Annotated in this window: 8 protein-coding genes; 6 read left to right on the top strand and 2 right to left on the bottom strand. The window is 47.9% G+C overall.

Annotation, left to right across the window (positions count from 1 at the left end; genetic code table 11):
* Nucleotides 1–24: 24 nt before the first annotated feature.
* From KE626_RS01010 to tamL, 4 genes are all read left to right on the top strand, one after another.
* Complete coding sequence (locus KE626_RS01010; RefSeq protein ID WP_211970977.1) at nucleotides 25–1,500, top strand: glutamate synthase subunit beta; 1,476 nt, start codon at nucleotides 25–27, stop codon at nucleotides 1,498–1,500.
* Nucleotides 1,501–1,771: 271 nt separating this feature from the next.
* Nucleotides 1,772–2,395 carry a hypothetical protein gene (locus tag KE626_RS01005; RefSeq protein ID WP_211970975.1) on the top strand — a complete coding sequence of 208 codons (624 nt, stop codon included), beginning with the start codon at nucleotides 1,772–1,774 and terminating at the stop codon, nucleotides 2,393–2,395.
* Nucleotides 2,396–2,676: 281 nt separating this feature from the next.
* Nucleotides 2,677–7,752, top strand: coding sequence for a translocation/assembly module TamB domain-containing protein (locus tag KE626_RS34985; protein WP_211970973.1), 5,076 nt, complete (start codon nucleotides 2,677–2,679; stop codon nucleotides 7,750–7,752).
* Entirely contained in the window at nucleotides 7,736–10,237 is a 2,502-nt protein-coding gene (tamL, locus tag KE626_RS00995) for a translocation and assembly module lipoprotein TamL (protein WP_211970970.1), read from the top strand. Before KE626_RS34985 ends, tamL begins: the two co-directional genes overlap by 17 nt.
* A 53-nt stretch (nucleotides 10,238–10,290) precedes the next feature.
* Here the strand turns inward: tamL and KE626_RS00990 are convergent, their stop codons facing one another.
* On the bottom strand, nucleotides 10,291–12,027 hold the full coding sequence (locus tag KE626_RS00990; RefSeq protein WP_211970968.1) for a thiamine pyrophosphate-dependent enzyme: 1,737 nt from the start codon (nucleotides 12,025–12,027) through the stop codon (nucleotides 10,291–10,293).
* 154 nt (nucleotides 12,028–12,181) lie between these two features.
* Here KE626_RS00990 and KE626_RS00985 point away from each other — a divergent pair, with 154 nt between their 5' ends.
* Nucleotides 12,182–12,694 (top strand): DUF2867 domain-containing protein, encoded by a 513-nt coding sequence (locus KE626_RS00985; protein WP_211970967.1) that lies wholly within the window; start codon nucleotides 12,182–12,184, stop codon nucleotides 12,692–12,694.
* 49 nt (nucleotides 12,695–12,743) lie between these two features.
* On the top strand, nucleotides 12,744–13,133 hold the full coding sequence (locus tag KE626_RS00980; protein ID WP_249207183.1) for a septal ring lytic transglycosylase RlpA family protein: 390 nt from the start codon (nucleotides 12,744–12,746) through the stop codon (nucleotides 13,131–13,133).
* Between the two features lie 28 nt (nucleotides 13,134–13,161).
* Here the strand turns inward: KE626_RS00980 and KE626_RS00975 are convergent, their stop codons facing one another.
* Nucleotides 13,162–13,752, bottom strand: coding sequence for a type 1 glutamine amidotransferase domain-containing protein (locus tag KE626_RS00975; RefSeq protein WP_211970965.1), 591 nt, complete (start codon nucleotides 13,750–13,752; stop codon nucleotides 13,162–13,164).
* Nucleotides 13,753–13,822: the final 70 nt, after the last annotated feature.

Here is a 13,822-nt window from a genome sequence, read left to right as displayed (position 1 = left end):
GTAAGGGACTTGTGGAGGAAAATTATGGGTAAACCTACAGGATTCCTGGAATTTACACGCGAGCTGCCCGGGAAAACAGACCCCCGGGAAAGGGTTGGCCACTATAATGAATTTGTAGAGCGGTTCCCGGATACAAAGTTAAATCAGCAGGCTGCGCGCTGCATGAACTGCGGTGTGCCCTTTTGCCACAGCGGATGCCCGCTGGGCAACGTGATACCGGAATTTAACGATGCCGTATATCGTCAGGACTGGAAGGAAGCATATGATGTGCTTACTTCTACCAATAACTTCCCGGAATTCACCGGGCGTATTTGTCCGGCGCCCTGTGAAAGCGCTTGCGTACTGGGTATCAACCAGCCGCCGGTAGCTATCGAGGAAATAGAAAAACATATCATTGAAGTTGCTTTCGATAAAGGTTTAGTACAGGCCAAAGCGCCACGTATGCGTACCGGCAAGAAAATTGCCGTTATCGGCTCCGGTCCTGCCGGACTGGCTGCTGCTGCCCAGTTAAACTATGCTGGTCATACGGTTACCGTATTTGAACGTGACGACGCTCCAGGCGGCCTTTTACGCTATGGTATCCCGGATTTCAAACTGGAAAAATGGGTGATAGACCGTCGTATAAAACTGATGGAAGAAGAAGGCGTAACTTTCCAATGCAATGCCAACGTAGGCGTTAACGTTAGTACCAACGACCTGTTGAGAGAATACAATGCTATCGTACTCGCTGGTGGTTCCACCATTCCCCGCGACCTGCCAATTGCCGGCCGCGAGCTGAAAGGAATACACTACGCGATGGACTTCCTCAAACAACAGAACAAAAGGGTAAGTAACACTCCCGTAGATGGCAACGACATCTGGGCAACCGGAAAAAACGTAATTGTTATAGGTGGTGGTGATACCGGCTCCGATTGTGTGGGTACCAGCAACCGTCATGGTGCTGCCAGCGTTACACAACTGGAACTGTTACCAAAGCCACCGGGCGAACGTACGGCCTACATGCCATGGCCTACTTACCCCATGTTGTTAAAAACATCTTCTTCCCACGAAGAAGGAGCTGACCGTCACTGGGCGATCGCGACCAAATCCTTTATAGGAGATGATAACGGCCACCTGAAAGCCTTACGCCTGGTAGACCTGCAATGGACCGCCAGCGCCGACGGCAGACCAGCGAAATTTACAGAAGTACCGGGATCAGAAAGAGATGTACCCTGCGAACTGGCCTTACTGGCTATGGGCTTCGTACATCCCCAGCATACCGGCCTGCTGGATCAGCTGGAAGTAGAAAAAGATGAACGCGGTAACGTAAAAGCTACCGAAAAAGATTACCTGACATCCATCCCTAAAGTGTTTACTGCCGGTGATATGCGCCGCGGACAATCACTGGTGGTATGGGCAATAAGCGAAGGTCGTGAGTGTGCCAGAAAAGTGGACGAATTCCTGATGGGTAGCTCCCAACTGGAAAGCAAAGACCATTCCTTACAGGCAATGGCGTTATAAAAAATACTAATTAAAATTTTTCTCATAAGCAGGTTTAGATTTTGTTGTAACCTTCAGCCGGGCCGGGTTTTTACCCGGCCTATATTTTTTTATTTAGTGAAATGAAAAACGCAGCGCTTCCCCTTTTCCCCGGATGCCGGCCCAAACCCGCCCTGCTATTCAGGCCCGCAAATCCCGTTTAAAGACATAATTCCAACGTCAGCAGAAACAAAGCCCCCGTTCAGCTATTTCCAGCCAATGCCACCTCCGAAACACGATAAATTTGTTCCTGATGAAACAAATGTGGTGTTTTTGGAGCTTATTACTGATGGCGCTTGCAGCAACAGCACAGCAGGCGCAACAGGCTGCATTGATCATAGATGCACCACAACTCAAAAAGGGCTTGTATAAAACCTTCGAAGAATTCCAGCACAACAACCCGTCCGAAGAAGGCGACCTGGTGATTAAAAACCGTAGCTCCGCTGCCCAGATCTATCTCCTCGCCAACAGGAACGAACTGGTACTCCGCGATGGCGCCGGCCAGGAACATAAAGTGAAAAATTACTGGGGCCTGTGCGATGGCAAAAACATTTTTATCAGGGATAATGGCCTGAATAAACTGGAAGAAATCGGCTACTACTGCATCTACACACTTCACGGTATTCAACCTTCCCGGGGATATTTAAATCAGGCCGATATGACCGTTAACAGCATCAGCACACCCGTGGCCCTTAAAAAAGTACTGAACGTGGTAACCGGCCAGGTACTGGACTTATCTGCCTATAATCTCAAAAAATATATACTCCCGCAAGACAGCGCATTACTGGAAGAGTTCCGGTACGACAAGGAAAAGAAGGACCAGCTCGAGTATTATATTTACCGGTTTAACCAGCGGAATAAGCCGGCGATAGAGTAGGCCTGATCACTCAAAATAGCGACTCACTAAAGAAGACAAACAATTTTCGCCAATCTGTGCATTTTACTACTCACCCCATTTTTATATTCTTCCCCGGAAATAGTGTGTCCGTTACCGTATTTGATGTATTCTTGCAATAACTATTTATTCCCTGTACCGCGCAGGTATGGATTTTGTTGCCCCGAAGACCAGATCTCCGGTAAAACTATCCTGCCGGTGAAGTAAACCATAAACGCGCTATTACGTTTATATTCAGTAATTTATTATAGTAATATATTATAGTGACAGAACCAGCAGAAACCGGAGAAAAACACCGCCGCCCCTGGTGGCGATGGCTAATATGGATAATTGTTGCGGTGCTCCTTTTGCCCGTAATGGCTGTTTTATTGTTGCAACTCGACGGCGTACAGAATTACCTGAGAGAACAGGGTGAAATATACCTGCGAAAAAAACTGCACACCAAAGTACAGATTGGTTATCTCCGGGCAAGAGGATGGCAGTACCTCGAACTCCGCAATGTATATGTAGGAGATACTTCCAATCAGGCGCTTTTTTACTCCGGCTCCCTGAGAGTGCATTATAACCTCCTGTCATTTATCAACAATGAACTTAGAATTGATAAACTCGAATGGGATACAGTGCTGATCAACGTATACCGGCATCCCGGCGACTCCGCCTTTAACTACCAGTTCGCAATAGACGCCTTTGTCAGCCCAAAAACAATACCCGATACCATTGCACCGGAAACCGGCACTACCCTGCAATTCCGGTTGAAAGATATTTCCCTCAAAAGGGCAAAATTAAGCTACCACGATGCCTCCGGCGGCATGAACGCCGTATTAACCTGGGATAGCCTGCATGTAGATCCCGACGATCTGCTGATCGACGATGGGGTTTATTCCTTCAGAGGCATTACGCTCGATGGACTAAAAGGCTTTTTTCGCCAAAGCTATGTTGGACCGGCAGTTACCTCCGCAGCGCCGCCACCGCCACCAGCAGACACGAACAGTTCCTCCTTACACCTGCTGCTGAAAAAGCTCCAGATCAGCAACAGCAGCTTTACGTACACTGATGAAGGCAGCGGTATTTCCACCAGCTGGAAAATCGGCGCCCTCCAGTTACGTAACAGCAGCATGGACCAGGACTCCACCCGCATACAGGTGGGCGATCTCAGCATCGACAATACTACCGGGTTGGTAATGATGGTACCCGGCAAAGACACCTTGCCTGCGCCTCCAAAAGATACCACGCCCAATACCTGGCAGGTTTTCGCCACCCAGGTAAACCTCGATAAACTGACACTTCGCTATGATAACGGCGGCCCGGCACCAAAAGCGGCGGGCCCTGATCCGGACTATAATCACCTGTTGCTGACCCACTTCTCCGGAAAAATCAACAACATCAGGTACAAACCCGATAGCATCAGCGTTGCCGTAAAATCACTTACCGCACAGGATAAATCCGGTTTTGCCATCCGCAAAGCCAATATGGATGTGCTGTTTACACCACACACCCTGGCGTTACGCAATTTCCTGCTGCAAACAAATAAAAGCATTCTCCGCAAACAGATATTGGTAACCGTTCCTTCCTGGTCAGGGATTTCAGATAAACTGGACCAGCTGGGCCTGGATGCTAACCTCGACTCGGTGCATATCGCCCTGGGAGAATGGCTTCCCTTTGTTCCGGATGCCCGCAAAAACAAATCGTTTGCGCCACTGTGGAAAAAAGAACTAACGCTGGCGGCTATACTAAAGGGATCACTCGGAGAACTGAATATTAAAGAATTATACGTCGATGACCATGAAGGGAACCTGATTAAAACAGACAATGGAAAAGTACTCCATGCCACCAATCCCGATCTGCTCAGCGCCGATTTACCCAACCTCTATATTCAATCCGGCAACAAGCCGGTACGCTCCTGGCTACCTGCCGGTACGCTGCCGGATACGCCCCGCCTTCCGGAACATATGATTATTACCGGTATGTTGAAAGGAGGAATGCAGGACCTGCTGACACAACTGCAGCTAAAAAGCGATTACGCCAACGCTAACATCAACGCGCACCTGGTAAACATAACCGACAGCATCCGCAGCAGCTACACCGTAAGTATTCCCTACTTCCGTGCCAACCCGGGCATCATGCTTTATGATACCACCTATGGCTGGATGTCGGGAAGACTCAATGCTACCGGTCAGGGCTATACGATTAAACAAATGGTGGCAAAGGCCGGTATTCAACTGGATGAAGCTACCTACAACACCTATACGTATCATGACGTAAGCCTGAACGCCGATCTAAACAAAGGCGGGTTCCAGGCGCAGGGCGAAAGCGCCGACAGCAGTATTACGACGACTTTCGACATAAGCGGTCAGCTGGCAGATACTACTATCCACAGTCTTAAGCTAAACATGGATCTGGCTAAAGCAGATCTGTATGCCACTCATTGGTATACAGAGCCGCTTACCATACAGGGAAACGTTATAGCAGATTTCAATAGTATCGAGCCACAACGCATTGAAGGAAATGCCTTTTTTACCAACTGGCAAATTGCTGCCAATGAACAGGTATTTCCCCTCGACAGCATTTCCCTGTTGGCGAAATACGAGGATCAGCAATACATCACCTTAAAAACTCCTTTCGGCCTGGTTAATGCTTATGGCCACATAGATTACAGAAAAGTAGGCGGCGCATTTTCGGGCGTTATCAACAAACCTTTATTACCACCTGATTCCACTAACATCATAAAAATACCGACCGGTCAGCTTCTTGCATGGAATGCCAGCCTGATATGGCCTAAAAGCCTGCAGGCTATGTTACCGGAACTCCGCATGGAAGTACCGTTGGTAATGGATGGCCGTCTCAACAGCGACAGCAGCCTGTTAATCATGCATGCCAGTCTCCCGAAAATTAATTACGACTCATTACAGGTCGATAGTCTGCGGATATTTGCCAGTATTAAAGATACCTCGCTGCAAACCAATATCTCCCTGGCTCGCATGCAGCACCCCTCATTTCCACTATATCATACTTTGCTGACAGCAAAAGCAAATACCGGTGTGGTAGATTTTGACCTGCTGTTAGATGATGTTAAAAAACAACCCAAATACAAACTTGGCGGCATATTCACATTCCTGAAAGATAATGCCATGCAACTGTCACTGAAACCCGGGTTGCTGCTTAATAAACAACCCTGGACCGTCGCAGAAAGTAATATCCTGCGCATGAAAAATGGCGCACCGGATACTGCAAATATTAAACTGTCGCACGGGGAGCAGTCCATACAACTCTCTACACTTCGCGACACCAGTGCTATACCAGCGCTACAGGCTAACATCAGTAACTTCCAGCTCTCCACCATCACCGGCCTGCTGGCTACTGATACGTTGCTTGCCAACGGACTCCTGAATGCCGATGCCACCGTTCGTAACTGGAACCAGTCTCCGCTGATCCACGCTACCCTGAAAGTAGACAGTCTAACGGTAAAGAATGCACGAATGGGCACCCTCGATGCCAATGTGGAAAACAGCGGCCCCGGGCAATATAAGCTCACCGCCGCACTCACTGGCAACGACAATGATGTGAAGGTAGACGGTACCTACGACTCTACTATCAATGCGCAGCTGAACATCAACAAACTCAGTATGGCTTCCCTGGAACCTTTTACCATGGGGAACGTAACAAAAATGTCCGGTAGCGCAAATGGTCAGTTTAACATCACCGGTACCCCCTCCGCGCCAAAAGTGCTTGGCAGCCTGCATTTCGATAATGCAACCGGTATGGTCACCATGATTGGCAGCACCCTCCATTTGCCGGATGAAGATATCGTAATAGACGAAAGAGGTATACAGCTTAATAACCTGGTGGTAGCCGACAGCGCTAACAACGAACTGGTGGTAGACGGGCGCATCAACACAAAAGATTTTACCAAATACAATTTTAACCTGGATGTAACCGCCGACAATTTCATGGCGCTGGGCCGTCAGCAGAATCCGGACCAGTGGATCTATGGACCTGCATATATCGACAGCAAAGTAAAAATCCGTGGCTCACTCAGTTTGCCCAGGATTGATGCTACGGTAAAGCTCCGGGATAAATCCAGCATTACCATGACCTTGCCCCAGGAAGAACCAGGCATTGCCAACAGGGAAGGCGTGGTGGAATTTGTGGACATGTCTAACCCCATTGACTCTGCATTACTGGCAAAACAAGACAGCCTCAAATACAAGACCACCCGTTTAAAAGGGATGTTCCTTTCCGGCAACCTGGAAATCACCCCGGAATCTGTTATCAAAATCATTATCGATTCGCAGAACGGCGACTATGTTCAGGCAAAAGGTACCGCCAATATCAACGCCACGCTGGATCCCAGCAGCAAGATGAGCTTAACCGGCCGCTACGAAATAACAGAAGGTAAATATGAAATGTCGCTGAACCAGCTGATCAAACGCTCCTTCGATATAGAAAAAGGAAGTTTCATTTCCTTCAATGGCGATGCAACCAATGCCGACCTGGATATCACCGCCAAATACACCGTGAACGCACCGGCTTATGACCTGGTAGCTGCCCGGTTGCAGGATATGAGTCCCCAACAGCGCAATATGTATAAACAGCGGCTGCCCTTCCAGGTATATCTCATGATCAGGGGCAGCCTCCTGAAACCTGATATCAGCTTCCGCCTGGACCTGCCGGAGAAAGAAAGGAATACGCTGAATGGTACGCCATATAACCAGTTGAAACAAATTAACCAGATACCCTCTGAATTAAACAAACAGGTAATGGGACTGCTGGTACTGAATACATTTATTCCCGATGATCCGATGAGTACGCTGGACGGTGGCTCTGGCGGCGGAGTGGGGCAGGCCGCAAAAAACAGTGTAAGTAAGATCCTTTCCCAACAGCTCAATAATCTCGCCGGCAACCTGATAAAAGGAGTAGATCTGAATTTTGATCTGCAAAACCAGGAGGATTATTCTACCGGATCGGCACAGGAAACGACCAACTTAAAAGTAGGCGCCTCTAAACAATTATTCAATGATCGTTTAACCGTTTCCGTGGGTTCAAATATTATGTTGCAGGGTAACCAACAAAACGCCAGCTCACTGATCGGAGATATCTCTGTGGAATATAAACTTACACGCGATGGCCGTTACAGAATCCGGGTATATCAGAACAATGATAATACTACCGTAATAGATGGCCAGATAGTGGAAACAGGTGTGGCGTTTGCCCTAATCATGGACTACGATGAGTTCCGTGAAATTTTGCAGCGCGCCAAAAAAACGTCCCAGAAACAGAAAGTCAGCGACAAGAAAAAAAAGGATAAAAATACGACAACAACAGATGCGAAAAGCAAATAACCATATCATCTTCTGCTGTATACTGTTTTGCCTGGGATACCTGGTAATCAGCTCCTGTAGTACTACCCGCACAGTACCCGAGGGCGATCGCCTATATACCGGCAGCGATGTAAAGTGGATACCAGATACGGTTACAAAGAAAAAACCGAAAGACTACAGTACCCTGCTCGAAGGTATGAATAAGAGAGTCAGACCCAACAGGAACAGAAAATTCCTGGGGATGCCAATAAAACTATGGCTCTACAACTTAGGAAATGAACCTAAAGGGAAAGGACTCAATTACATCCTCCGTAAAAAATGGGGAGAGCCTCCTGTTTTACTCAGTCAGGCCAAACCAGACTATACGGCACAGGTGCTGGAAGAGTACCTTGTAGACAATGGATACTTCCAGGCCGGTGTTGTTTCTGCCGTTAAAAATTCAGGGAAGAAAAAAGCATCTATCAACTATACCGCTACCCCCAATCACCGCTATACGATTAAAAGTGTTACCTACATTACTGATACCAGTGCCATTGGAGTGTCGGTTAAAAATACAAAACCGGAAAGCTCACTTATACCCGGCAAACCATATTCACTGGATTCCATCAGGGCCGAACGGGAACGCATACACGCAAATCTGAAAGAACAGGGCTACTATTATTTTATCCCCGATTATTTGCTGGTACAGGCAGACAGCACCAATAACGGACAGGTAGACCTGTTTGTAAAAATAAAAGACAATACACCCCTGCTGGCTTTACGGCCGTACAGGATGCACGATATCACCCTGTTCCCGGATTACTCGCTGGACAATGATTCCGCTTCTACCCAGGGTACGCCGGTGAGATACAAAGGAATTTATCTCGTTGATTCTGCCAAACGTTTCAAATCTTCCGCATTTGACCGCTCCGTATTTTTACGTCCGGATAGTTTGTATCGGCTCAGCTCCCATAATATCACCTTACAGCGCCTGATTAACCTCGGCGTATTCAAGTTTGTAAAAGGACAGTTTTCGCCCGTGAGAGATACGTCCATTCACAACATCCTTGGCGGCGACCCGAATTTACCCGGCAGGAGAGATTCTTCCGCCAGGAGAGACTATGCCGGCAGGAGAGACACCACTGGCAGAGGCGCAAAAAGAGACGCCACCTATACAAGAGATACTTCTCTGGCCAACAACTACAGGGCTATGGTAAACAATCGCATTTCCCTTGATAGCGGATGGCTGGATGCGAAATTTTATTTAACCCCCTATAAACGTCGTTCCCTGCAGGCCGAGTTAAGAGGAACGTCTAAATCAAATGGTTTTATCGGATCAGAGGTACGCCTCACCGCGAAAAACCGCAACTGGTTGCATTCTGCAGCACTGTTGGAAATCGGACTCAGGGGAGGCCTCGAATGGCAAACCGGTAACAAGAGCGCCGGAGGTTCCAACTCATACGGGTTTGGAGCAGAAGTAGCTGTTACATTCCCCCGGTTTATTACGCCTTTCAGAGGACTTAATATCCGTACGCCCTATGTTCCTAAAACCCGTATAAGCGCGGGCTATGAATTATACAGCCGTGCCGATCTTTATAACCTTAACGCCTACACGCTGCAATTGCAATACCTCTGGCAGCGGACACAGTTCCTTAGTCATATTTTTTCACCGGTGGCGGTAACCTATGTGTTACCCACCAAAACCACCGCTGCCTACGACAGCATCCTGAAAAATGATCCCAGTCAGCGCGCTGCAATTGAGAAACAATTTATACTCGGTGGCAATTATTCCATCACGTATAATAATCAGCAACCCAACCGTGTGCATAGCTTTTATGCAAGCGCGAACCTGGATATTTCGGGTAACCTCGCCGGCCTGGTGGTACCAAGAAATGATACAGGACAAAGAACTATACTCGGAAACTCTTTTGCGCAATATGAACGACTCACCCTGGAAGGCCGCCATTACTGGAACATTGGTAAAGGCAAACAGTGGATCAACCGCCTGTTGCTGGGTTATGGCTTACCTTATGGCAATTCCAGCACCCTTCCTTTTGTAAAACAGTTTTTCACCGGAGGGAGCAGCAGCATCAGGGCTTTCAGGGCACGTACGCTCGGCCCCGGATCGTTCCATAATAAAGCAGTAGATACTTCTGCATTGCTGGCCAATGAAGCCGGCGATATAAAACTCGAATTCAACTCCGAAGTACGTATACACGTGGCCAGCGTGTTTAATGTCGCTGCTTTTATTGATGCCGGTAATATATGGCTGCAGAAAGATGTACCGGACAAACCCGGAAGCAAATTTGAATTCAGTTCTTTCTACAAACAAATAGCTGTAGGCGGCGGCGTAGGCTTACGTATCGATGCCTCCATTGTGGTGGTACGACTGGATCTTGCAATGCCTTTCCGCGTTCCATACCTGCCGGAAAACGAGCGATGGGTGCTGAATAAAATTAACTTCGGAGATCCCGAATGGCGTAAAAAGAACCTGATACTCAACATTGCCATCGGATATCCATTCTAATAATTTTTTTATGGGGAGACAACGGTAAACTCGTGTGCTCCCCATCTTCATTTTTATAACACATCTTTCAGATGTTTGTAGTTAGATTTCACGGCATCAAATACATCTTCATATCTTCCTCCTAATATCAGTTTACCCATCCATAGCGCAAACCCCTTCATCTGCGCAAACTCCACTTTAGGCGGCATGGCCAGCGATTCCGGGTTGGTAAACACATTCACCAGTACCGGCCCTTTCGTTTCGCCAGCTTGGGTAAGCACGGCTTCCACTTCCTCCGGTTTATGAATAGTATACGCCGTGAAACCCATGGCTGCTGCAACGGCGGCAAAATCTGGATTTACCATATTGGTTTGCCAATCCGGAAGACCCGCAACTTCCATTTCGAGTTTCACCATTCCCAGTGCCCGGTTGTTAAATACGATTACTTTCACGGGCAGCCGGTATTGGCTGATCGTCATCAGGTCGCCCAGCAACATAGTCAAACCTCCATCTCCGCATAACGCAAATACCTCGCGCCCAGGTTGAGCCAGCGCCGCCCCTATGGCCTGTGGCATGGCATTGGCCATGGAGCCGTGGTTGAAAGACCCCAACAGGGTGCGCTGTCCCGTTCCTTCCAGGTAGCGCGCCGTCCATACATTCGTCATGCCCGTATCAACAGTAAATATTGCATCATGCGCCGCAATTTTATTCAGCGTTGCCGCTACAAATTCAGGGCTGATGGCATCTTCCTCACCGGTGTCTTCAACATAGGTCTGCATTTTATTTTTTACTTCCTGGTAAAATTCCAGCATGGAATCCAGGAAATCCCGGTCGGTGTTCTCTTTTAGTGACGGCAGCAGGGCTTTGAGCGTATCCCTGATATCACCACATAATCCCATTTCCAGCGAAGCCCGGCGTCCCAGCCGTTCCGGCTGAATATCAATCTGCACTATTTTTGCTTTCTCCGGTATAAAAGGGCTATAGGGAAAGTCTGTTCCCAACAACAGTAAAATATCTGCTTCATGCATGCTTTTATAGGCCGATGCCAATCCCAGCAAACCGGTCATCCCCACTTCATTGGGATTATTGTACTGAATACCCATTTTGGCGCGAAATGAGTAGGCTACCGGCGCTTTTAGCAGGTGGGAGAGAGCTACTACCTCATCATGTGCAGCAACGGCGCCAAGACCGCAATAAATAGCAATTTTTTCCGCTCCGGTCAGCAAGTCCGCCAGCGCTTTCAATTCTTCAGGAGAAGGGCAAATAACCGGATGCGGGTGATATAACGCCATGGCAGTTGGAATTTCTTTCGCATCTGTTGCCGCCACATCTCCCGGTAAACCCAATACAGCCACCCCATGCTTATGCACCGCATGCTGCAGGGCCGCCTGCATCATTCTGGGCGCTTGCTCGGCAGTAGTGGCTATTTGGTTATAACAACTGCAGTCGGCAAATAATTTGATCGTATTCGTTTCCTGGAAATAATCACTTCCAAATTCATTGGTGGCACAAGGAGAAGCGATAGCCAGCACGGACGCGCCCGACCGGTGCGCATCATATAATCCATTGATCAAATGCACATGCCCGGGCCCGCTGCTGCCCGCACAACAGGCCAGGCCATTCAGTTGTGCTTCTGCTCCGGCGGCATATGCCCCCACTTCTTCATGCCGCACATGTATCCATTGTATCCGGCCATCCCGCCGCACAGCATCATTTATATGATTCAAACTATCGCCGGTAACGGCATAAATGCGTTTAATACCAGCATTGGCCAGCATCTCGACCAATTGATCAGCTACAAGTTTTGCCATAGTTTATTTGTTTGAAAGTTGTGCATGATAAAAACAGTTGCCTTACAACATTGTTCATAGTTTCCTTCCTTCAATAAACAGACCAGCCACCGCAAAATTTAATGCCCATATTGAGATCACTCCCCTTAGCTTTGCAGGAGAAAACGATCTGCATATGATGCCCAAAGTTCCTGAAGACTCCCTGCTGCGCAGGCAAACCGCAAGCGTTGACTACCAGGATTGTTTCGCCGCAAATATCCCCACCAATCACCCGGTCAGCATTACAGCCACTGGTCTTGCTTTTTCTACCGGCACACCGGCCTGGATCAGGAAAATGCTGAAACTGAGAGATCGCATTGTTGGCCGCTTTGGTCTTAAAACGGCTAAAAAACTGGCTGTTACTTCTTCCGGGACACTGAACTGCGGCGATCAGCTTGGCATCTTTAAAGTGCTGGATAAAAATGAAAAAGAGCTTATCCTTGGAGAAAATGATAAGCACCTCGATTTCAGGGTGTCGCTGTACCTGCAGCAACAGCCGGCACAGCAGCAACTGCTTTGCACAACTACCGTTCATTACAATAACCGCTGGGGAAGAATTTATTTCTTTTTTGTAAAGCCTTTCCACCGGTTGATCGTACCTGCTATGATGAAAAGCACCATCAGTCAATTAAGTACTGCCGGCAACTGAAAGCCCCGGAAAATTGATTATTTTTATAGCATTGTCTAAATCGCATTCAATGAAACCTATCCCTGCGCCCTTACATCGTTATCGGCTACTGTTGCTCATTATCCTGTTAATGGGAAGTGCCTCCTGCAGCCGGAAAATTACGGAAACCGGAAAAGCATCCTATTACGCCGACTCTTTCGACGGCAAGCGTACCGCCAGCGGTGAAACCTTCCGCCAGCGGCAACTTACAGCTGCACACAGAACATTGCCTTTTGGTACGCGCGTTACCGTTATAAATGTATCAAACGGCAAAAGTGTAAAGGTACGCATCAACGATCGGGGGCCTTTTGTACCCGGCCGCATCATTGATCTTTCCCATAAAGCCGCCTCCAAACTGGGTATGATCAATACCGGTGTAGCAAACGTAGAAGTCAAATACAAAAAGAAGAAAAAAAAGTAAACCCGATATGAGGTTCACGCCTGTATTTTTATCCCAGTTCGTAAACCCCGCCTTTCTTTGCTCCCCGCTGATCATGCCGGCCTTCCGCAATTTCTTCTATCATTTTTTTACAAAATGCGGGTAGGTCTTTGGGCGTTCTGCTGGTAACAAGACCGTTGTCTGTTACCACCTCTTCATCTACCCACAATGCGCCTGCATTCTCCAGGTCTGTTTTCAATGATTTATAAGATGTCATTTTCCGGCCATCCAGCTCACCAGTTTCGATAAGCGTCCACGGACCATGGCAAATGGCGGCAATTGGTTTGCTTTCATCAAAAAACCCTGTTACAAAGGCAATCACATGGTCGTTAGTACGCAGATGATCCGGATTCATAACACCTCCCGGCAATACCAATGCGTCGTAAGCGGATGCCACTACATCTTTTATATGCCTATCTACCTGGTAGTCCTTTCCCCAGTCTTTTTCCGCCCAGGCCCGTACACTTTTTTCTTCCGGCGATATAATATCCACAACAGCGCCTGCATTCTTTAATGCCGCTAATGGCTGAGTAAGCTCCACTTCCTCAAAGCCGTTTGCTACGACAATAGCCACCTTCTTGTCTTTTAATTGATTTTCCATAAAATATATTTTTAGATGTTGTTAAATAGTTAGCCTTCGGCAGAAGACAGCGCTTGCCCCGTACATCCAA

The sequence above is a fragment of the Chitinophaga hostae genome (genome assembly GCF_018224885.1).
Lineage (GTDB): Bacteria > Bacteroidota > Bacteroidia > Chitinophagales > Chitinophagaceae > Chitinophaga > Chitinophaga hostae.
The sequence above is the reverse complement of the archived record's forward strand: the minus strand, read 5'-3'. Positions and strand labels throughout refer to the sequence as shown.

Coding starts and splice junctions, on each gene's coding strand:
- KE626_RS01010 (WP_211970977.1), top strand. CDS start 25: ATGGGTAAACCTACAGGATTCCTGGAATTTACACGCGAGCTGCCCGGG.
- KE626_RS01005 (WP_211970975.1), top strand. CDS start 1,772: ATGAAACAAATGTGGTGTTTTTGGAGCTTATTACTGATGGCGCTTGCA.
- tamL (WP_211970970.1), top strand. CDS start 7,736: ATGCGAAAAGCAAATAACCATATCATCTTCTGCTGTATACTGTTTTGC.
- KE626_RS00990 (WP_211970968.1), bottom strand. CDS start 12,027: ATGGCAAAACTTGTAGCTGATCAATTGGTCGAGATGCTGGCCAATGCT.
- KE626_RS00985 (WP_211970967.1), top strand. CDS start 12,182: ATGATGCCCAAAGTTCCTGAAGACTCCCTGCTGCGCAGGCAAACCGCA.
- KE626_RS00980 (WP_249207183.1), top strand. CDS start 12,744: ATGAAACCTATCCCTGCGCCCTTACATCGTTATCGGCTACTGTTGCTC.
- KE626_RS00975 (WP_211970965.1), bottom strand. CDS start 13,752: ATGGAAAATCAATTAAAAGACAAGAAGGTGGCTATTGTCGTAGCAAAC.